General features: G+C 40.9%; 24 protein-coding genes and 1 riboswitch. Of the genes, 6 read left to right on the forward strand and 18 right to left on the reverse strand.

What is annotated here, in order from left to right:
- Positions 1-108: 108 nt before the first annotated feature.
- Both J7E66_RS26025 and J7E66_RS26030 read right to left on the reverse strand, forming a co-directional pair.
- Positions 109-1,425, reverse strand: coding sequence for an O-acetylhomoserine aminocarboxypropyltransferase/cysteine synthase family protein (locus tag J7E66_RS26025; protein ID WP_215005399.1), 1,317 nt, complete (start codon positions 1,423-1,425; stop codon positions 109-111).
- Between the two features lie 65 nt (positions 1,426-1,490).
- Positions 1,491-1,601, reverse strand: a riboswitch (SAM riboswitch).
- A gap of 79 nt (positions 1,602-1,680) precedes the next feature.
- Entirely contained in the window at positions 1,681-2,040 is a 360-nt protein-coding gene (locus J7E66_RS26030; RefSeq protein ID WP_215005402.1) for an SCP2 sterol-binding domain-containing protein, read from the reverse strand.
- A gap of 238 nt (positions 2,041-2,278) precedes the next feature.
- Here J7E66_RS26030 and J7E66_RS26035 point away from each other — a divergent pair, with 238 nt between their 5' ends.
- Positions 2,279-2,497 carry a hypothetical protein gene (locus tag J7E66_RS26035; RefSeq protein WP_215005405.1) on the forward strand — a complete coding sequence of 73 codons (219 nt, stop codon included), beginning with the start codon at positions 2,279-2,281 and terminating at the stop codon, positions 2,495-2,497.
- Between the two features lie 203 nt (positions 2,498-2,700).
- On the opposite strand, the gene J7E66_RS26040 is transcribed toward J7E66_RS26035, so the two are convergent.
- The 8 genes from J7E66_RS26040 to J7E66_RS26075 form a co-directional block, all read right to left on the reverse strand.
- The gene (locus tag J7E66_RS26040; RefSeq protein ID WP_168245604.1) at positions 2,701-3,009 is read right to left on the reverse strand and encodes a thioredoxin family protein; all 309 of its coding nucleotides are present in this window, start codon (positions 3,007-3,009) and stop codon (positions 2,701-2,703) included.
- Between the two features lie 7 nt (positions 3,010-3,016).
- Positions 3,017-3,373, reverse strand: coding sequence for a toprim domain-containing protein (locus tag J7E66_RS26045; RefSeq protein WP_088089506.1), 357 nt, complete (start codon positions 3,371-3,373; stop codon positions 3,017-3,019).
- Between the two features lie 145 nt (positions 3,374-3,518).
- Positions 3,519-3,758, reverse strand: coding sequence for a YusG family protein (locus J7E66_RS26050; RefSeq protein WP_214715623.1), 240 nt, complete (start codon positions 3,756-3,758; stop codon positions 3,519-3,521).
- A 108-nt stretch (positions 3,759-3,866) separates the two neighbouring features.
- Positions 3,867-4,250 (reverse strand): glycine cleavage system protein GcvH, encoded by a 384-nt coding sequence (gene gcvH, locus J7E66_RS26055; RefSeq protein ID WP_215005408.1) that lies wholly within the window; start codon positions 4,248-4,250, stop codon positions 3,867-3,869.
- Positions 4,251-4,330: 80 nt separating this feature from the next.
- Complete coding sequence (locus tag J7E66_RS26060; RefSeq protein ID WP_215005411.1) at positions 4,331-4,687, reverse strand: arsenate reductase family protein; 357 nt, start codon at positions 4,685-4,687, stop codon at positions 4,331-4,333.
- Between the two features lie 193 nt (positions 4,688-4,880).
- The gene (locus J7E66_RS26065; RefSeq protein ID WP_215005414.1) at positions 4,881-6,665 is read right to left on the reverse strand and encodes an acyl-CoA dehydrogenase family protein; all 1,785 of its coding nucleotides are present in this window, start codon (positions 6,663-6,665) and stop codon (positions 4,881-4,883) included.
- Positions 6,666-6,761: 96 nt separating this feature from the next.
- Positions 6,762-7,937, reverse strand: coding sequence for an acetyl-CoA C-acetyltransferase (locus J7E66_RS26070; RefSeq protein ID WP_215005417.1), 1,176 nt, complete (start codon positions 7,935-7,937; stop codon positions 6,762-6,764).
- A 121-nt stretch (positions 7,938-8,058) separates the two neighbouring features.
- Positions 8,059-10,446, reverse strand: coding sequence for a 3-hydroxyacyl-CoA dehydrogenase/enoyl-CoA hydratase family protein (locus tag J7E66_RS26075; protein WP_215005420.1), 2,388 nt, complete (start codon positions 10,444-10,446; stop codon positions 8,059-8,061).
- A 188-nt stretch (positions 10,447-10,634) separates the two neighbouring features.
- Between J7E66_RS26075 and J7E66_RS26080 the strand changes: the two genes are divergently transcribed.
- The 3 genes from J7E66_RS26080 to J7E66_RS26090 all read left to right on the forward strand — a co-directional run bounded on the left by J7E66_RS26080 (position 10,635) and on the right by J7E66_RS26090 (position 11,544).
- Positions 10,635-10,769 (forward strand): YuzL family protein, encoded by a 135-nt coding sequence (locus tag J7E66_RS26080; protein WP_215005423.1) that lies wholly within the window; start codon positions 10,635-10,637, stop codon positions 10,767-10,769.
- Positions 10,770-10,872: 103 nt separating this feature from the next.
- A complete protein-coding gene (locus J7E66_RS26085; RefSeq protein ID WP_088089513.1) occupies positions 10,873-11,166 on the forward strand; it encodes a hypothetical protein in 294 nt (97 codons plus the stop codon).
- A gap of 30 nt (positions 11,167-11,196) precedes the next feature.
- Entirely contained in the window at positions 11,197-11,544 is a 348-nt protein-coding gene (locus J7E66_RS26090; protein WP_215005426.1) for a spore coat protein, read from the forward strand.
- A 45-nt stretch (positions 11,545-11,589) separates the two neighbouring features.
- Here the strand turns inward: J7E66_RS26090 and J7E66_RS26095 are convergent, their stop codons facing one another.
- The 5 genes from J7E66_RS26095 to J7E66_RS26115 form a co-directional block, all read right to left on the reverse strand.
- Positions 11,590-11,841 carry a YusU family protein gene (locus tag J7E66_RS26095; protein ID WP_215005429.1) on the reverse strand — a complete coding sequence of 84 codons (252 nt, stop codon included), beginning with the start codon at positions 11,839-11,841 and terminating at the stop codon, positions 11,590-11,592.
- Positions 11,801-12,580, reverse strand: coding sequence for an IucA/IucC family C-terminal-domain containing protein (locus tag J7E66_RS26100; RefSeq protein ID WP_215005432.1), 780 nt, complete (start codon positions 12,578-12,580; stop codon positions 11,801-11,803). The genes J7E66_RS26095 and J7E66_RS26100 overlap by 41 nt, the downstream gene beginning before the upstream one ends.
- Entirely contained in the window at positions 12,573-13,391 is an 819-nt protein-coding gene (locus J7E66_RS26105) for an ABC transporter ATP-binding protein (RefSeq protein ID WP_215005713.1), read from the reverse strand. The genes J7E66_RS26100 and J7E66_RS26105 overlap by 8 nt, the downstream gene beginning before the upstream one ends.
- Positions 13,392-13,486: 95 nt before the next feature.
- A complete protein-coding gene (locus J7E66_RS26110) occupies positions 13,487-14,542 on the reverse strand; it encodes a FecCD family ABC transporter permease (RefSeq protein WP_215005435.1) in 1,056 nt (351 codons plus the stop codon).
- A complete protein-coding gene (locus J7E66_RS26115; RefSeq protein ID WP_215005438.1) occupies positions 14,539-15,543 on the reverse strand; it encodes a FecCD family ABC transporter permease in 1,005 nt (334 codons plus the stop codon). Before J7E66_RS26115 ends, J7E66_RS26110 begins: the two co-directional genes overlap by 4 nt.
- A 189-nt stretch (positions 15,544-15,732) precedes the next feature.
- Here J7E66_RS26115 and J7E66_RS26120 point away from each other — a divergent pair, with 189 nt between their 5' ends.
- Positions 15,733-16,719 carry an ABC transporter substrate-binding protein gene (locus J7E66_RS26120; protein ID WP_215005441.1) on the forward strand — a complete coding sequence of 329 codons (987 nt, stop codon included), beginning with the start codon at positions 15,733-15,735 and terminating at the stop codon, positions 16,717-16,719.
- 462 nt (positions 16,720-17,181) lie between these two features.
- Here J7E66_RS26120 and J7E66_RS26125 read toward each other — a convergent pair whose 3' ends face one another.
- Positions 17,182-18,351 (reverse strand): FtsW/RodA/SpoVE family cell cycle protein, encoded by a 1,170-nt coding sequence (locus tag J7E66_RS26125; RefSeq protein ID WP_215005444.1) that lies wholly within the window; start codon positions 18,349-18,351, stop codon positions 17,182-17,184.
- A gap of 132 nt (positions 18,352-18,483) precedes the next feature.
- Positions 18,484-19,248, reverse strand: coding sequence for a DUF4931 domain-containing protein (locus J7E66_RS26130; protein WP_215005447.1), 765 nt, complete (start codon positions 19,246-19,248; stop codon positions 18,484-18,486).
- A 204-nt stretch (positions 19,249-19,452) separates the two neighbouring features.
- On the opposite strand from J7E66_RS26130, the gene J7E66_RS26135 reads away from it, so the two are divergent.
- Complete coding sequence (locus tag J7E66_RS26135; protein ID WP_215005450.1) at positions 19,453-20,235, forward strand: undecaprenyl-diphosphate phosphatase; 783 nt, start codon at positions 19,453-19,455, stop codon at positions 20,233-20,235.
- Between the two features lie 149 nt (positions 20,236-20,384).
- On the opposite strand, the gene J7E66_RS26140 is transcribed toward J7E66_RS26135, so the two are convergent.
- Complete coding sequence (locus J7E66_RS26140) at positions 20,385-21,047, reverse strand: FMN-dependent NADH-azoreductase (RefSeq protein ID WP_215005453.1); 663 nt, start codon at positions 21,045-21,047, stop codon at positions 20,385-20,387.
- Positions 21,048-21,240: the final 193 nt, after the last annotated feature.

Here is a 21,240-nt window from a genome sequence, read left to right on the forward strand (position 1 = left end):
AACGTTAATTTGTTTAAGTAATTATATTACGAAAGTTATCGTATCATGGATAAAAAGGGGTGTCAATGAAAATAACTTCATATTCGAAAAAATAAGTTTTGGTAACTTTTATGCATTTACCTTTAATGAGATTACACCAGTAGCAGCCAAAATAGCTGATTCGAGATCTTCGATTAAATCCTCAACATTCTCGATACCGATTGAAAGGCGAATCAAATCCTCTGTTACACCTGCAGCTTTCAGGCCATCAGCATCTAATTGCTGATGGGTGGTGCTTGCTGGGTGAATAATTAAACTTTTTGCATCGCCAACGTTTGCAACATGCGCCCATAGAGTAATCGAATCGATTAATTTGGCTCCTGCTTCTTTACCACCTTTAATCCCGAAGACAACCATGGAACCTGCACCTTTTGGCAAGTACTTTTTGGCTAATTCATAATCTGGGTGGGATGGGTGTCCTGGATAAGATACCCATTCCACAGCAGGATGATTAGTTAAATATTCCACCATTTCTTTAGTATTAGCCACATGCTCCTTCATTCGAACATGCAGTGTTTCAAGTCCAAGGATAAACTGGAAGGAATTTTGCGGACTTAACGCCGGTCCTAAGTCACGCAGCAATTGGACACGGGCTTTGATAATATAGGCGATCTCACCTAGGGCTTCGGCATACACCAGGTCATGGTAGCTGGCATCTGGCGTTGTAAAACCAGGGAATCGCGGCGAATTCCAATCGAACTTCCCACCATCGACAATAACTCCACCTGTAGTTGTTCCATTTCCTAAGAGCCATTTGGTGGCAGAATGAATCACAATATCGGCACCATATTCAATTGGCCGGCACAGATATGGAGTGGCAAAGGTGTTATCAATAATTAATGGAACACCTGCTGCATGAGCAATATCGGCGACTTTTTCAATATCCAGTACACGAAGGCTTGGATTACCAATCGTTTCAGCAAAAACAGCCTTTGTTTTGTCGGTAATAGCCGCACGGAAGTTTTCCGGATTTTCAGGGTCAACAAATTTCACTTTAATCCCGTATTTTGGAAGCGTCACTGCAAAAAGATTATATGTTCCGCCATAGAGATTTGATGCCGATACGATTTCATCGCCAGCTTCAGCAATATTTAAAATGGCGAGGGTAATCGCTGCCATACCGCTAGCAACTGCTAGGGCACCAACGCCGCCTTCCAATAATGCTACTCTTTCTTCAAAAACGGTAGTAGTAGGGTTGTGAATGCGTGTGTATATGTACCCAGGTTCCGCTAAGCTAAATAGGTTTGCCGCATGCTCTGTATTCTTAAATTGATAGGCGTTGTTTTGGTAAATCGGAACGGCTCGAGCCCCCGTTACCGGATCCGGAGACAATCCACCATGAACACTCAATGTTTCAAAACGATACTTCTTTTGATTTTCACCCATACTACTTCCTCCTTTTTTGCAATTCAACAAACAAAACCCCCGCTTCATAGAAGAGGGGGACTCTCTCCTCATCTCTCAGAGCATCTCCGCTCTGCTGGATTTAGCACCGTGTGATTGTGTTATAAACCGGTTGCTGGGCTTCAAAGGGCCAGTCCCTCCGCCACTCTCGATAAGAATGTTTATTGAATTGTCTTTATTATTTGATTATTCACCTAAAACTTTACAGTAAGTTTAATTCCGAGTCAATAGCTCTGATTAGAAATTTGTTATTTTTGGTAAATTTTCCCTTGCCTTTGTCAAATAGAAGACAGATTCTAGTAATAATGTGCTGCGAATTGGAGCGGAAATACGTAATTGGCCGTTATGTTCAAGGGCCCTTAACCGTTCTTTCCCTTCAAGTAGTTGTTTCATTGCCTTAAGGTCACCGCGGATTTCGGATATCGTTCGTGTCACTTCGCTATCATGAAGTATGAATATTTCTCCATTCTTTATGATAATCTGAATGGCTTTTTGTTCACAAACCAAATTCACTCGCAAATCGATGTGTTCTAGTAACGGCAGAACATGCCTTTGCTGTTTGATTGCTAATTGAAAGTTTTTCAGCATCTCTATCATAATCCACCACTCCGGTCTGCTCTCTTATATTAAATATACAGGAACGGGGCATGAAATCCTCTTTAAAGTGGTCGACAATTATCAACCTTTTGGAGGGGATTTACGGAGATTTCCTGAGAAATATGTCGGATGGAGAGAATTTTTTGAAAAGTGTTAAAAATTATTCAAACATTGCTGCTGATTAAAGGGCAGCATTTTGTAAAATGAAGTTAGATTCGAAATCGAAAGGATGTGGATTATGAGTTTTAAAGACCGTAATGAATCAGATGAAATTAAAATTTTAAGATTTCTAAACTCGCGAATGAAATTAGCTGAAAAGGATAAAATTCGCTTTCATAACCTTGTGAAAGGATTTGAAGGTGAAGTTATGTTTGACTCATTGAGTTTTAGGGCAGTTAAGAGATTTTCCCGTGACAAGATTCGTTCCATTAACATGATGCTATTCCTTTCCACGTGAATGAAGGTTCTGTTTATGCCGGCTCTTGCTCCACCCTCCTAGAGTCCCCAGCGGATTCACCGCTTCCTTCAGATTCCACGTCACCACGGACACCCTTGCGTTAAGCTAGCCATTACTACTGCCTTCATGGCTCGGGACTTTCACCCTAGAGACTACACCCATGCCGGGCGCACATTAAAAGCAGATGCACTTTGCGCATCTGCTTAGGATAAATGCTGTTTTATTTTTTCAAGCAAAAATGGAACTGATTGAAAAGCGTAGAGGGTTTCTTTTATCTTGCCGGCTTCAACAAATAATAGGCAAGGGACACTTTCAATTGCTAAATCCCTAGCAAGGTCTGGGTAGAAATTTAAATTCATTTTTCCCATATCTAACTCTACTAGTTGCTCAATGACCTGCAGCATTTTTGAAGCTACCTGACAGGTACCGCACATAGGTGTATAAAAATAGACTAACCCGGTCGCCTTTTTTTCAAGAAAGGCAGATAAATCTGTTCGATTCCATTCGTTCATATATCTTTTAACCCATTTCTAAAAATTCAGTATGAACATCGATATTCGCCCCTATTAGAACGGTTGCCAAATGGTGCACTGGCGCAGTTGCCACCTCACGATACATCCGGTCAATATACAAATGTTCCGCTTGGGGAAATTCTCGTTTTAACTGTTTGCGAAGCTTTTCACCTGAGGAGTCGGCATCCACAAGAATATAGACATCCTTATCCTCAAGAAATTCAATTAATTCATCTAATTTTGTGATACTGATTGTACCATTGGTACAAATAATTTCTACTGGTTCCTTAACAATTCTTTTGACCTTATTTTTATCTGATTTTCCTTCGACAATAAGAACTTTGTCAACATACGAATCATTCATCATCCATCACCTGTATTAGAAGTTGTTTATGTTAACATATTCTAAAATATTGATTACGTGTGTATTCTTCTGCCTATGTTAACTTTATCATTATTGTCATTTTAAAAATAGGGATTTGCCTCAGAATTCATTGAAATTTACTTAGTTAACACCATCCTCCATCATCACAATCTGTATATTTTGCATTAGGGTTTTCTGTTGTCGTGACATGTTGATAGATTTTTTGCTGATCCACTTCAAAATGATGCTCTAATTCTACTTGCATGTGATCTGAAAGCTTCATTTTTCCAATCGGTGTATTATCAAGAAACAGTTCCATTTCCCCATTTTTCATTTTGCCAATCACTCGATCAGTAACATCGACTCTTTGCTGCTTTAACGTCATTCTCCCACCCTCTTCAATATATTTATTATAAGGTTCCCTAAAATAGTAGAAGAAAAAGTGGGAAATTAAGAGAAAAAGCACCTTGACAAGGTGCTTTTTCGGGATTAATTAGTCTTCTTTAATCATTTCTTCATATTGTTCAGCCGTCATGAGCTTGTCTAGTTCGCTGCTGTCTGATAATTCAATGACAATCATCCATGCTTTTTCATATGGAGATTCGTTGACAAACTCCGGGCTATCACTTAAATCTTCATTTACTTCAACGACTTTACCACTAACTGGAGCGTAAAGCTCAGAAACGGTTTTTACAGATTCAACACTTCCAAATGGTTCGTCAGCAGATATCTCATCGCCAACTTCTGGAAGTTCAACGAAAACGATATCTCCTAATTCATGCTGTGCAAAATCAGTAATCCCAACACGCACTTTTTCCCCTTCAACCTTTACCCATTCATGTTCTTCTGAATACCGTAATTCTTTTGGTGTACTCATCTTAAAAAACCTCCATTTATTTTTTTAAAATCTATCATCGAAATAAATCGATTCCCATTAGTAATGAAGGAAGAGCAGGCTTACAGCCACATTTTTTCATACTCTTCTTCTTTAAAGCCCACGGTGACACGTTCACCATCAGTTAAAATCGGCCGTTTGATTAACATGCCATCGGAAGCCAGTAATTCTAGCAGTTCTTCATCAGTTGCAGACTTCATTTTATCCTTTATACCTAATTCACGATATTTCATACCGCTTGTGTTAAAGAATTTCTTTAATTCCAGTCCGCTTTTTTGATAAAATTCCTGCAATTCCTCACGACTTGGAGGATGTTCAACAATATGTACTTCTTCATAGGAAAGCTGATGGGCATCCAGCCATTTCTTCGCGTTTCGACAAGTGCCGCATTTCGGATACCAGTAAAACGTCAGAGACATCAATATCACCGCCTTTTCCTATAAAATATCAATGACTTATTAGTGTCAATTGAATATTATCATACCGTTTTTCAAAATCCTAATGCAAAAAATATGTTCTACTTAAAAAAATTCGACTAATTTTTCAAAATTCCTTCCTTTTCTAATATAAAAATTTAAGCCCCCTTCCTAATAGAAAGGGAGCCTGATTTAATTAAACAAGATAGCGTTCCGCCTTAATTATGATATCAGCAGCTTCACGTTTTTTCGCAATGACATTAATTGGAGTATGACGTGTAAATTTACGAAGCGAGGACAACATCATGCGCAAGGTATCGCCTTGTTCAACAGCAACTAATGTTTCTTTGGCAATCGCCTCAAGCTCATTGAAGGCTTCTTGGCAGTAAATTTGTGTATAAAGAAGTTTCTGCTTGTTCTTATCTAAACCAGTTTTTGCAATCGCCTTTTCAGTACGTAACACAACGGATTCCATTGCATACACGTTAGAAATAAGATCCGCGATATTTGCTAAAACTTCCTGCTCTTTTTCAAGTGCTTTGCCATATTTTTGCGTGGCTAAACCAGCTGCTAAAAGGGCAATCTTTTTTGCATTTCTTACAAGATATTTTTCCTGTGCAAGTGGCTCATCACCAGGTTCTTCTGGTGTTAACATCATTAATTCCTCTTGAAGGGCAACTGCCTTTTGGAATAATGGGAGCTCACCCTTGAACGCTTTTTTCAATAAGGTGCCTGGCACTAGCAGGCGGTTAATTTCATTTGTTCCTTCAAAAATACGCTGAATACGTGCATCACGATATGCTCTTTCAATTGGATACTCCTGCATAAATCCGTATCCTCCATGAATTTGTACACCTTCATCCGTTACATAGGCTAATACTTCACTTGCAAAGAATTTATTCAATGAACACTCAATCGCATATTCGGCAATTGAATTTGCCACTAATTTAATATCCTTTTCTTCTTCAGTTGAAAGTTTGCCTTGGTTTTCTTCGTACAGACCTATGGTACGGTAAACAGAGCTTTCTGCCGCGTAAATCTTAGAGGCCAGGGTTCCGAATTTTTCTTTGGTTAAATTGAATTGTGAAATTGGTGTTTTAAATTGTTGACGCCCATTTGCATATTTAACAGTCAATTCAAAGGCCTTCTTGGAACCACCCACACTGCCAACCGCAAGCTTGTAACGCCCGATATTTAAGATGTTAAAGGCAATCACATGACCTTTACCAATTTCACCTAATAAATTTTCGACAGGAACGGGAACATCTTCTAAAATAAGCGTCCGAGTGGAAGAACTCTTAATTCCCATTTTCTTTTCCTCTGCACCCGTTGAAACTCCAGCAAAATCTCGATCAACAATGAATGCAGTGAATTGCTCGCCATCAATTTTTGCATATACTACAAATACATCAGCAAAACCGGCATTGGTAATCCATTGCTTTTCCCCGTTTAGAATATAATGAGTACCTGCAGAATTTAATTTAGCCGTTGCTCTGGCACCAAGGGCATCAGAACCAGAACCCGGTTCAGTTAAGGCATAAGCGGCCAGCTTTTCACCAGATGCAAGGGCAGGTAAATATCTGCGTTTTTGGTCCTCGTTCCCGAATAACACGATTGGCAGGGAACCAATTCCCACGTGTGCCCCGTGAGAAAGAGAGAAACCACCGCCTCCAGCCATTTTTTCGGTAAGTAGCGATGAGGTAATCTTATCTAGGGCTAAGCCTTCATATTCCTCCGGTACGTCAACTGCTAACAGACCAAGTTCACCGGCTTTTTTAAGGAGCTTCACCGTCCGGTCAAACTCATGGTTTTCTAAATGTTCAAGCTGTGGAACCACTTCTTTTTCAACAAAATCTTCTGCTGTTTTCGCAATCATCAAATGCTCTTCGGTAAAATCCTCCGGTGTAAATAGTTGCTCATAAGAAATATCTTCAATTAAAAAGCTTCCGCCTTTAATGATTTTTTCTGTTTGGTTTGCCATTATTTATTCCTCCTAATCTTTGATTAGTGGGGGCAGATAGCCGCCCCCCTTGTAAAAGGTATATGTTGCAGTTTGCTTGGGACAGCCCAAAATGGATTAAAGTAATTCAAATACGCCCGCTGCACCCATTCCGCCGCCAATACACATGGTTACTACACCAAATTGTTCTTTCCTGCGTTTTAATTCGTGAATGAGTGAGAGCGTTAATTTTGCTCCTGTACATCCAAGCGGATGTCCTAAGGCAATGGCGCCTCCATTTACGTTAACAATTTCATCATTTAGACCTAATTCACGAATAACTTGGAGGGATTGGGAAGCAAAGGCTTCATTCAATTCAAATAAGTTAATATCCGATAACTCTAGACCTGCAAGTTTAACCGCTTTTGGAATCGCAACAACCGGTCCAACACCCATAATTTCAGGCGGGACACCGCCAACAGCAAAGGATCTGAATTTTGCCAATGGCTTAAGACCAAGTGCCTCTGCCTTTTCACGGTCCATGACAAGCAAGACGGCAGCCCCGTCACTTGTCTGTGAGGCATTACCAGCCGTTACCGAACCTGTCACGGAGAAAGCCGGGCGGAGTTTACCTAATGTCTGCAAATTTGTATCTGGGCGAACGCCTTCATCCTGTGAAAATTGAATTGTTTTTTCAACAAGCTTATTGTCATTACCGACCGTCCGAATCGTCACATCAACTGGAACAATTTCATCGAAGAATTTCCCTTCGGTAATCGCTTTTGCGGCACGCTGATGGCTTCTTACAGCAAAAGCATCTTGATCCTCGCGGGAAATTCCATATTTCATCGCCACTTGCTCGGCCGTGTGACCCATTCCCATATAATATTGAGGAGCCGTTTCTGCTAGTTTGATATTTGGACGGACGACATGCCCCATCATTGGGATCATACTCATGGATTCAGCACCGCCAGCGATAGCTGTATCGGTGTGGCCAAGCATGATTCCCTGTGCGGCATAAGCAATTGCTTGCAATCCTGAAGAACAGAAACGATTCACTGTGATGGCAGGTACAGTGTATGGAAGTCCTGCTAAAGCTCCAATATTACGAGCCATGTTGTTGCCTTGTTCCGCTTCAGGCATTGCACATCCAATGATTAAATCATCAATATTCCCTTCATAATTTCCAGCACGCCTTAATGTTTCCTTTACCACCAATGCTCCCAAATCATCAGGGCGAACATGGGCGAGCGTACCTTTCTTCGCTTTACCTACCGGGGTCCTTGCTCCGGCAACGATTACCGCTTCTCTCATGTAAGTTCCCTCACTTTCTGTTAAATTAGAAAAATACGAATCTATTTTGGGGTCTATCCCCTCGTTCTTAACGATCTAACCGAAACCTTTTATAAGAGGGGTCAGCCCCCTTTTTTTTAAATTAGTTTCTTAATGGTTTACCCTTCACAAGCATATGCTGCATGCGCTGCTGGGATTTTGGCTCCGAAATAAGGCTTAAGAAAGCTTCTCTTTCAAGATCCAATAAATATTGCTCATCAACTTCTGTCCCGAATGGCACTTTTCCGCCTGCAATCACATAGGCAATTTTCTTGGCAATTTTCAGATCATGCTCTGAAATATACCCAGATAAACGCATCGCTTCGGCTCCAAGTAGCAGGGTCGCATAGCCAGTTTCACCAACGACCGGCACCTTTCTGCGTACTTTCGGCTTATAGCCTTGTTCGTGTAAGGCTAACACTGCTTGCTTCGCATCATAAAGTAGATGATCATTATTAAAGCTGATTCCATCAGAAGAATCCAAGAAATTATTTTCACGTGCTTCTTCAGCGGAAGTGGAAACTTTTGCGGTGGCAATCGTTTCAAACACTTTATTTGCGACATTTTGCAGGTCAAATGGTACACCGTTTGGAAGGTTTTCTAAGTGCTTCATATAAAGCTCTTTGTTTCCGCCGCCGCCTGGAAGTAAGCCGACACCGACTTCAACAAGACCCATATACGTTTCGGCTGAAGCTTGAATGTGCGCAGCCGGCAGGCACACCTCAGCACCGCCGCCAAGTGTCATTCCAAACGGGGCAGCGACGACTGGCTTAGGGCTGTATTTCACTTTCAGCAAGGCACTATGAAGGTGACGGACAATCATATCCAACTCATAAATATTGTCATCCTGGACTTCCATGAGCATCATCGCTAAGTTTGCTCCGACACAGAAGTTCTTTCCTTGGTTCCCGATGACTAGCCCCTTATAGTTCTTCTCAACTTCTTCCACGGCAAAGTTAATCATTTGAACAATATCAAGACCAATGGCATTGTTAGGTGAATGGAACTCTAATAGAGCTACGCCATCACCGATATCAATCAGACTTGCCCCGCTATTCTTTTTAATAACACCTTTTTGTTTCTTAATCTTTTTCAGGTCGAGTGCCTTCGGATTAAGTTCAACCAATCGATATTGGCCGTTATCATAGAAGAACAACTCGCCATTTTCTTCTAAATAGAAGGATGAATGTCCTTTTTCTAACATTTCCGTTACCCAGGCTGGAACTTCAAGACCGGCTTCCTTCATTTTTTGAACGGATTTTTCCACACCAATCGCATCCCATGTTTCGAATGGGCCTGTTTCCCAGCCAAAGCCCCATTTCATTGCGCGGTCGATGGAAACGATATCATCAGCAATCTCGCCTAATAGCTGAGCAGAGTATACAAGTGACTGTGCCATTGTATTCCATAAGAATTTTCCGGCCCGATCATTGGCATATACAAGCGCTTTCAATTTATTCGCTGTCCCTTTTTCCTGCTTGCTAAGTTCAACCGCAGGTGTCGATAACTTTTTACGTGGACCATATTCTAACGTGTTTGGATCCAATTCAAGAATTTCTTTCCCTTTTTTCAAAAAGAAGCCTTGACCTGATTTGCTTCCAAGCCATCCTTTTTCAACCATTGCTTTCAAAAAGGCAGGGATTTCGAAAACTTCCTTTTCTTTGCCTTCTACTTTTTCATAGACGTTATTAGCCACATGATAGAATGTGTCCAATCCAACCACGTCTAGGGTTCGAAAGGTTGCACTCTTTGCACGGCCAATGAGTGGCCCAGTGATGGAGTCTACTTCGCCGACACTTAAGCCCGCCTTCAGCATTTCCTGAACAGTTACGAGCAGACCGTAAGTCCCGATCCGGTTAGCGATAAAGTTTGGTGTATCCTTGGCGACAACCACACCTTTTCCTAAGACATCCTCACCGAAAGTTTTCATGAATGAAATTACTTCTGGAGCCGTATATTGAGTAGGAATCACTTCAAGTAATTTCAAATAGCGCGGCGGGTTAAAGAAGTGAGTGCCAAGGAAATGCTTTTGGAACTCTTCGGAACGGCCTTCAATCATTGCTTCTACAGAAATTCCAGATGTATTGGAACTGATAATGCTGCCTGGTTTTCGGTATTGCTCGACCTTTTCAAATACCTGTTTCTTGACATTGAGGTTTTCAACAACCACCTCAATGACCCAGTCCACATCTTTCAATTTGACTATATCATCCTCCAGGTTACCTGCTTCAATCAGGGCCAAATTCTTTTTCACCGCGAGTGGGGCAGGTTTTTGCTTCAATAATTTTTGAATAGATGTTGCACTGATGCGGTTACGTACTTGTTTATCCGCTAAAGTCAGTCCTTTTGCTTCTTCTTCTTTCGTTACTTCTCGTGGCACAATATCCAATAATAGTGTAGGAATACCGATATTCGCTAGGTGGGCAGCAATTCCTGCCCCCATGACTCCGGACCCTAGGACAGCTGCTTTTTTAATCAATTGGTTCAACATTGTCTCCCCCTTCAAACTTTGAATGAATACTCATTCATTTTTTTGTCAAAAAAAATTCACATGTGAATGAGTCTTATTATTACTTACTATAGAATATTTTGAAAATTTGTGCAATCCATAAATGTGGAATTTTATAATTTTTTTTAAAAAATATATAAAAGGGCACCCTAATATCCGAGGTGATAACGATGGCGAAAATGAAAAAGGATCCTTCTAAAGCAGGCGTTAGTGCTGCAAGTGTGAAGGGCAATGGCGGGCCAGGCGGCGAAGAGGCTCAAGTTGACAAAAAAAACAGCCAAAACAATCAATTTAGACGAGGATGAAGAAAAACAGGCTGAGCACTTCAGCCTGTTTCTCTTTTTGCATAAAAATTCCTGTTTGAGAGACCATATAGTCGTAAAGATTACACGAATTAGGAGGGTTATTATGCAGCAACAAAATATGAATATGCCCAACATGAACATGCAAAATCAACAAACAAGGATGCCAGAACCTCCCGGAGTTGTATCAACAAAAGATGCCCTTTATTTAACAGATATGATGTCATGGAATTTGCTCTCTGCTAAAAAAGCACACTTTTTTGCCGGTCAGTGTCAGGACCCTGAATTAAAAGCGGAAGCAGAAAAAGTGGGACAAATGCACCAGCGTCATTACCAACAACTGCTAGGTCACCTAGGACAGCACGCCAACCAACAGCAGCCACTCAATAATATGCAATAAAGAAAAGACGCAAAAGGGAGGAAAGTTGAAATGAATCAAAATCAAAACCAACAACAAAAGATAAAAAACCCTGAGACCCAGGTACCAAAAACGCCGCAAATGAACGAACGCGATTTCATCAATGATTTACTAACAACGGAAAAGTATATGACAAGTGCTTACAGTATGGCCCTGCATGAAGCAAGCCACGAAGGATTGTATCAGGACATTATGCAGGTTTTTACAGAAACTCAACAATGCCAGCGCAACCTTTATGACCTCATGTTTAAAAAGGGCTGGTATTCAGTTGAAGCCGCTGATCAGCAAAAGCTGCAACAGTCCTACCAGCAATTTCAAGGGTATACGAACCAATTGCCATCTGGCAGTACCCTTCAATAATAGCAAAAACCGGAAGCATCACTGCCTCCGGTTTTTGTATGAATTTTATTTTTGAGAAGATGAGCGATGTTGTTCATTCATGACTTTTATTTCATTTATAATCTGCATCATTTCTTCTTTCGCATCCGGGTAGAGCCCATTCCAGTGCTTAGCCAGAGCAGGCATTGACTTGGCGATATGCGAATACAAAGCCCATACCTTCACCTTTTCCTTCGTTTCATCAGTGGATTCCCCAACTAAAAGTTCACTATATTTTTCAAGCAAAGCTTCGAACTGCTTCACAAATGCTTTCTCCATCATGACACCTTCTGTCCTTTGTAATTTGGGTACATGGGCAAGTTTTGCAGCGCTTGCCTGCCGGCAGTTGGTATGTAAAACAACAGGTCTTTCTTACTCTTACCTCTGCATCCCATTCTTCCAAATACGTCTTTTCAGTAAAGTATATTTGCAGTGGATTTAGGTTGTATCGGCCAAATAACTTTCCTTCGGCTTCTAATATTAAGTAGCGAAAATCCTCTGCAACTTGCTCATAATCTTTTAGTTCGCTTTCATAGAGCCAAAATAAGTAGACAGCGATATTTTCCCACAGGATTAACTTCGAAATACCGATTGTTTTTTCCAGTTGTGAGATCAGTGGAAAAATGTTCATTGCAAACAGATCTTTCAAAACGCTGGCTCGCCATTCAAAACGGTCGTTGCCATCCCAGTCCTGAACTGTAACATCGTTAAATGAAATCTCCGGAAGCCAATCTCTCCCTCGAACAGCCGACTCCATTTTTATATTATCCAACGATACATTTAGCTTTTTATTCAAAGCAGTCATCGCATAAAGAGACATCACGGCTAAAAAAGCATAGCGTTTGATGAAAATGGAAGCAGCTACTTTTTCAGACGGCGCCTCAAGGGCATCGGTTAAATTTTTCAAAAAGGCTTTAAGGTTCGATTCATCTAAAAGATCAGCAACATTGAATGAATGATCTAAGTTGGCCTTGAATCTGTATTTTTCCAATTGATTTTCCACGAATAATTTAACCATTCATCGCTACCGCCTTTTCGAGGATACATCTTCCCTTTCCATAAGGAATGCAGAGCGGTGTCCCAAATAGTGGGTCTTTTGTTACCTCACAATCCATGCCAAAAACATTTTTGACGAGGCTGCAATTAATGACATGTTCCGGTTTTCCTTGGTCATATACCTTCTGATCCTTGATAGCCACGACATTATGGGCGTAACGGCAGGCCAGATTGAGATCGTGAAGCACCATGACAACGGTCCGCTTTTTCTTTTCATTTAGTTCAAACAACAAATCGAGGATTTCGATTTGGTGGGTCATATCCAGGTAGGTAGTCGGTTCATCTAGGAGGATGATATCCGTATCCTGAGCCAGTGTCATCGCGATCCAGGCACGCTGTCTCTGACCTCCAGAGAGCGAATCAACCGTTCTTTCTTTTAGGTCCATTAATCGAGTTGCCTTGAGGGCGTCATTGACCTTTTTCTCATCTTCCTCTGACCATTGTTTTAACCATGTTTGGTGTGGATAGCGGCCTTGTTTGACGAGCTGAAGGACGGTTAATCCTTCAGGTGCTGCAGGCGATTGTGGTAAAATTGCCATCTTTTTCGCAATGTCCTTCGTGGACAGCTTGGCAATCGCTTTCCCTTCAAGCAAAACAGCCCCAGACTTTGGCTTCAAGAGACGAGCGATTGAACGAAGCAGGGTTGATTTTCCGCAGCCATTTCCGCCAATAAACACGGTAATTTCACCCTTTGGAATCTTCAAATCTAATTCATTAATAATGAGAGTCTCCCCATAGGATAGTGATAAATTCTTCGTTTCAATCGCATTCATCATCTGACAGCTCCTTTTCGCTTTTTGGTTTGCTTATTGTCTAGCTCCAGCACCCAGCGACAAGTGTTCTTCGCTAAACGGGCGCTTCCGCTTTTCTAGGCATTTCGTGTTTTAAAAAGTAAGTAAATAAAATATGGTGCCCCGATGCCAGCGGTAAACACTCCGGCTGGGACCTCTAACGGTGAAAACATCGTTCTGCCAATTAAATCAGCGATCATGACAAGAATCCCGCCAATCAAGGCGCTCGCTGGAAGCAATGCTCCAAACGATGAACCCACTAACCTTCTCGCCATATGCGGTGCCATTAAGCCGACAAAACCGATGCCCCCGGCAAAAGCAACGGAACCTCCTATCAAGGCGGTGCTGATCATTAATAAGAGAAAACGTTGTTTTTGCACCTTGCCGCCTAATCCAGTTGCAACCTCATCACCGAGTTCTTGGAGATTAATCGTCCGTGCCACTGCCAAAGCAATAATCACGAAGACAACCGTCCATGGTACAAGAATCGCAACATTACTCCAATTGGAACCATACACGGTTCCGGTAATCCATATATTGGCTTGGCTCGCCTGATAAATCGGACCCATGACCATGGTTAAAGTGGTGATCGCTTGCATTAGCGTTGAGATCCCAATTCCAATCAACACAAGCCTGATCGGTGAAACACCATTTTTCCAGGCAAGGAAATACACTAAAAATCCTATCACTGTTGCACCTATAAAAGCAGCTAATGGCAGCCATGCGATACTTACCGTTAATGAATGATTTTTATCACTAAAAATCGCTAAAAAACTTACAACGGCAGCCGCTGCGCCACCTGTAATCCCTAAAACATCTGGGGAAGCTAGCGGATTTCGGATCATTCCTTGTAAAATACCGCCTGCCATCGCTAGTGAAATGCCAACCATTAAGGCGACAATAATTCTTGGGAGGCGAAAAGATGTAATAATAAGCGTTTCCATCTCAGGTCCGCTGCCGAATAATACTTTTATCACTGTAAGCGGGTTAATCTTCATTTCACCGCTTCCAGTGCTAATCACAAAAACAAAGCAGGCAACGACGAGAAGGATGGTAAAAGTTAATGATGCTTTTCGATCAACTAAAAAGGACAATCTGCCATTAAAAAGGCGGAAATTTTTATATTTTCTCATCGTCCATTGAACCCCCTTCTTGCGATGTAAATAAAGAATGGAGTTCCAATGATGGCTGTCATGACACCATCAGGCACCTCAGACGGCATGAAAATGTATCTTGCGGCGATATCTGCCGCGATTAATAGGATCGCACCTAAAACAGCAGAAAATGGTATGACCCAACGATGATCAATTCCAACAATCGATCTTGTAATGTGTGGGACCACAATTCCCACAAAACCAATTGGACCTGCGACAGCTACAGAACCGCCCGCTAGTAAAATAACAATTATGCCTATGGCGATTTTGATAAGTCCTGTGTTTAAACCAAGCCCCTTGGCAACATCTTCCCCCATGGACAGGATATTCATTTTACCAGCAATTAACACAGCACCAATCCAGCCGATCCCAATATAAGGTAAAACTGAGACAAGCGTCTCTAATTTTCGACCCTGGACAGAGCCTGCCAGCCAAAACAAAACCTGATCAAGCATGACCTCATCCAACACTAGCAATCCTTGGGTAAAGGAGGAAAACATGGCTGACATCGCTGCCCCCGCTAATGTGAGCTTCATTGGAGTTAAACCTTCACGTCCAAATGATCCAATGGTGTAAACACTTATCGCTGCAACGGCAGCTCCTAGAAAAGCAAGAATGCTAAACGCTTGTAAACTATTTACAGAAAACACAGTCATAGCTACGACAACTGCAAACCCTCCACCTGCATTGATCCCAAATATTCCAGGTGACGCGAGCGGATTCTTCGTTAAGGTTTGCATGAGGACACCGGCAATGGCCAGGCTAGCTCCGACGGCTGAAGCGATTAACGCTCTTGGCAGCCTGACGGTTTGAATAATGATATGTTCATTGGATCCGTTATTATTTGTAAATGCATCAAATGCTGTATGCCAACTGGTATCTGTATAACCATAAATGACACTGGCACACATGAATAACACCATCACTAAGATGGCAATTAGTAAACCAATCCATTTTAATGGGGTACTTTTTAAAAGCATATCATGGTAACCTTTCTAACTTCTTAATAGTTTATTAATTTAAGTCTAGCTCCAATTGATAATTGTTGTCAATGACTTTGATAATCATTTTCAATTAAATTGTTGACATAACGGTAGTACTCATTTTATGATTAAGTCGTCATTGAAAATGATTATCATTAACAATTAGCTAAGGAGGATACATAAACAATGAAGGCAATCAAGACGATACTTACTCTTTTTTCAGTTATGACCATTTTCTTATTAGCTGCTTGCGGCGGCGGTAATGAAGCAAAAACTGGTGATAAGAGGAAAACTACTGCAGAAAAATCTTATACGGTTAAGCATGCGATGGGATCTACCACCATTAAAGGTACCCCTAAAAAAGTCGTTATTCTTACAAATGAAGGAACAGAAGCACTGCTTGCACTGGGTGTAAAACCAGTTGGGGCAGTTCAATCCTGGCTTGGAGATCCATGGTATGAACATATTAAAAAGGATATGGACGGCGTTGAGGTTGTTGGAGTTGAAAGTGAAGTCAATGTCGAGAAAATTGCCTCATTGAAACCAGATTTAATTATCGGTAACAAGCTGCGTCAAGAAAAGGTTTACGACCAGCTTAGTGCAATTGCCCCGACTGTTTTTTCAGAAACGCTTAGAGGGGACTGGAAAGATAACTTCAAATTGTATGCCAAAGCATTAAATCTTGAGGCAAAAGGAAACGAAGTGTTAAACGCATACGATACACATGTGGAAGATCTAAAAGCCAAGCTCGGCGATAAAGTGAATCAAGAGGTTTCTGTTGTGCGTTTCATGGCAGGAAAATCTCGAATTTATTACACGGATTCTTTCTCTGGAGTACTTTTCAATCAATTAGGCTTTAAACGTGCTGCCCAGCAGGAAGCACTTTTCACTCCAGATAACAAGCTTGGGTTACTCGCTGTAGAGGTAGGCAAAGAAGTCATTCCTAAAATGGATGGAGACCTGCTTTTCTACTTTACCTATGCGCCACCAGGTGATCAAGCAGCCATAGATACTGCAAAAGAATGGACAAACGATCCACTTTGGAAAAACTTAAATGCGGTTAAGAGTGGCCATGTGTATGAAGTAAGTGACGCAACATGGAATACTTCCGGCGGCGTGCTGTCAGCAAATATTATGCTCGATGACCTTGAGAAAATCTTACTAAAGAAATAAGCAATTTTTTAAAAAAAACCTCCCATTATATATTAGAAAAGAGCAAGGCTTGCCATGGCCTCGCTCTTTTTGTTTACCTTGAAAATTTTTTCTGCTGATTTGAGCGGGAATAATTGCCGACCTGGCCTAGATACCCATAATTATGTGGTATAGCTCTCCTATCCTGACGGGATTCCGCTAACTTTTCTGGTTATTCCGCCAAACTTATCCGGGATTCCGCCGATTCCCTGATTTATTCCGCCAAGCCAGAATAGACACCCTTAAAACGTGGTATAGCTCACTTATCCTGGCGGGATTCCGCCAACTTTTCTGGTTATTCCGCCAAACTTATCCGGATTTCCGCGAACTTCTCAATTTATTCCGCCAAACTAAACCGCAATTCCGCCAAATCCCCGGTTATTCCGCCAAACACCAATTTCAAGCACAAAAAAAGAGCGAACCTTGTCGCTCCTTTTTTCTATATTAAGCTGTTGTCGAAAACATGTACTTTTTATAATGGTAGCGAATCGAAAAAATTAAGCCGAGCCCGAACATGTTCCCCATTAAGGCGCTGCCGCCATAACTGATGAACGGTAGTGGAATCCCTGTAATCGGTAGAACGCCAATCGTCATCCCAATATTTTGGAAGACGTGGAAGGTGATCATGCTGATGACCCCAACGCAAATATACGTATAAAAATTATTCTTTGTTTCCATTCCGACCTTGGTAATATGATAAACCAATAAGAAAAACAGACTGATCAACACACTTGCCCCAATAAAGCCATATTCTTCGCCAACGACACTAAAAATAAAATCCGTTTGGCTTTCCGGCAGATAAACTTCTCGATTTCCCAGTCCTTTACCGCCCGTTTGGCCTGAACCGATCGCAAGTAATGATTTTGTCAACTGGTAGGCGTCCGATCCTTGGTAACTATAAGGATCTAGCCAAGAGTAAATCCGACGAAGCTGATACTGGCCCACCCCAAGGTACTTTTCCAAGACTTCTGGGTGCATTAATACAAAATAAAAAATCGTCCCAATTAGCGCTATACCTACTGCAAACAATGGTGTGAGCAGCTTCCACGAAATCCCCGAAATAAAGACCATTCCTAATAAAATCGCTAAGAATACAAGCGATGTCCCTAAATCCTGCTTGATGATCAGTACTAACGGGACCATGGTTACAATGCCAAGCTTAAGTAACAGCCAAAAATCCGTTTGTATCGTTTTTATCTGGGTCTTGAGGTGATGATCTTCAATCACTCGTGCAAGCGCCAATATGATGAAGATTTTAACAAACTCAGATGGCTGGATTGTACCGATGCCAGGAACCTTAAACCAGTTTTTCGCCCCATTGATAACTGGTGCGATACTTTCCGGGGCAACAATTAAAAATCCAAGCATCAGTATTCCAAACCCATAAGCATACCAGGTAAGCTTTCGGAGTTGATCTGAATCGAGGGTCATAACCCCAGTGATTATCCCTGCACCAACCGTGTACCAAACAATTTGCTTGATTAAAAAGTTCTCCTTGTATTGTCCGCTCGCCTGCGCACTATAAATTGCTAAACAGCTCGCTAAAAACAGTAATATCAATATAAAAACAAGATTGTAATCAAGTTTTGAAGTTTTGTCGTTATTTGAAGTCATATCAGTTCCACCTTACTATGAAATGCCGCATTCCTTCATTATATTTTTATTATCAGCAAATCACAACTTCTAAACTGTGAATGGTTTAATTTACATAAATTAGAAAGCGGAAGCGCCCATAGTTTTTTCTTCTTATTTATTAAAGTAGATCCGCTGTAATTCCATAGCCATCCATTCCAGATTACTTGGAACCTGTGGAATGCCGTATCCAATAAAAAGCGGGGTGGTTACAAAGCGCGAAACAACCTTTGCATAGATTTTATTTTCAATATGATGGAAAAACAAGTTATAGCTCGTTGCTTTGAATGGAAAATGGTTCAAAATATAATGAACAGCCGTTTGCAGGTAATCCGAAAACTTTTCCTGATAACACGAATCCTCCATTTCAATATTGAATTCATAAAATCCAACACGGGGCTTTGTCGACAGCGTAAACCGGGCTTCCGCTGTTTCATCAATTACAATCCCTTCAAACATTTCATGGGTTACCTTCTCTTTATAATCAATATCATCCAATCCAATGATTTGCATATGAGGATGGGAGAGCGTACCTCCTGACAAAGGTCCATGGTTTTTGAAGAAGATCACAGATTGATAGCCGCCAGATTCCTCCATAGCTAACCAATGCATGATTCCAAATCTCATCAATTTATGTAGATGCTCTTTTGGGTAGGTCGATAATTCACCCTGACAATCATCCGTTTCAATTAACACCGTTTGATAGGTATTTTCTAGAACAGGATATTTATTTTTTAAAAGAATAATCGGTTCGTCCACAGCGATGAGGTTCGTTAGTTGATCTCTTTCGCAAAATGGACAGGCCTGGTCTTTGTTTCGAATATTTTCGGGCTTCATTACACCGATCGACGTATTAAAATGAAGATGTGAATTTTCCAAATGCGTTTCTCCTCTCGAACGAGTATACTTCTATTTTATGGGAGAATGCCTTCCAATTGCACTTATTTTGTTTAGACATTAGATATTTTCATTGCCCAATTGGTAAAGGAATCCTAAAATAGAATAGGATTTCATTAAATAGGTAATTCTAGCATATCTTTTAAATGTACAGGCTTAACATTTCTTTAGAATGTGAGGGTAACTATGTTAACAAAATTAGAAGCACTAATTCTGGGGATTATTCAAGGTTTAACCGAATTCTTGCCGATCAGCAGTACTGGCCATCTTTATTTAGGAAGAAATTTATTCGGCTTACAGGAAGCCGGACTCTTGCTCGATACGATGCTTCATGTCGGTACATTGCTGGCTGTTTTTGTTTTTTATAAGGAAGAATTTATAAAAATTATCAAAAACCCGTTTAGTAAGTTAACCTTTTTGTTGATCGTTGGAACCATCCCAGCGGTAATCTTTGGACTTGCGTTTAAAGATTATATCGATGAAATTTCGAAAACTGGGGTTACGATTGGCTGGGAGTTTTTAATTACGGGGATCTTCCTGTGGATCGCTGATTCAGCGAAAAATGGCTACAAGAAAATGGATGAGATTAGCTATAAAGATGCCCTCATTATCGGTACCTTTCAGGCCGTTGCGATTATGCCTGCGATTTCTCGTTCAGGGATGACGATCGTTGCGGCGCTTTGGCGAAAATTAGATCGTGAAACAGCCGCTTATTTTTCCTTCTTATTGTCCACACCAGCCATTGCTGGCGCGATTGTCCTGCAAACGAAGGATTTACTCAGCGGTCAAGGTGAAGAAATCTCCTTGTCGGCATTGCTCGTTGGTATTGTCGCTTCTGCCGTCTTCGGTTATGTTGCCGTTAAGTGGATGATTGGCTATTTGAAAAATCATTCCTTAAAACCATTTGCAATTTATGTTTGGGCATTAGGAGTACTTGTGTTAGTTTTCCAATTTACAGGTAAATTTTAGCGAGTTGAGGTTCAGAAAAATAGTTTCGCAAACAATGGCCCTAGTTGCGCAACAAAAATGGGTTTTTTCGCTAATAGAAATGAGAACTCATGCGATATTTATAAAAAAGCAACAAAAAAGCGACTCGACAGCACTCGAGTCGCTCTTTTTTATAATGAAACAGGCAATTTTGCCATTTCTTTAGCTGCTTTTGCTGCTTGTTCCTTCGCTTTTGCCATAATTTCAGGAATCATCTTTGGATTATGATCCATTCCCTCGGCAAATACCGTTTCCATTAATTCAAAGCCAAGGAATTCAAGGGCTTTACTCAAATAACGGTCACCCATTTCAAAATCAACCATTCGGCCGATGGAATAAATGCCTCCGCGTGTTTGAATATGAATGGCCTTTCTTCCGGTAAGAAGTCCCTCTGCACCGTGTTCAGAGTAAGTAAATGTTTTCCCTGCAATAAATAAGCAATCCATGAAGGATTTTAAAATTGCGGGGGCCCCAAGGTTCCATATCGGTGTAACAAACACATAGTAATCCGCATCAATAAAACGGTCTGCCAGCGCATGCATTTTTTCTAGTTTCGTCCGCTCTCCTTCGGTAAGCTGATCTTTTGTATAGCCCATAAATGATAGTTTTGCACGGGCATAAAGTAAATCCATATCAATCTCAGGGATATCCATACTATATAAGTGCATATGCTCAATTTCCACATCAGGCTGTTCCTTTTTGAACGCTTCTAGAAACACTTCCCCAATTTGCATTCCTTTTGAAAGTTTACTATCATTTTTTGGATTTGCTGTTATATATAGAAGCTTAGACATTTAGATCCGTCCCCTTTTTCGCAAATTTAATATTCTCTCCTTATAATACAATATTTCTCTATGCTCACGATTGAACAATAAGTGAAGTTCGTGAAAATCTTGTGAAAACTGAATTGTTAATTGAACAATCCATGACACCTCCAAACAAAACTTAACGAAACTCAACAAAACTTAACAAAAATCACTTTTATTA

The organism is Bacillus sp. ISL-7 (assembly GCF_018613065.1).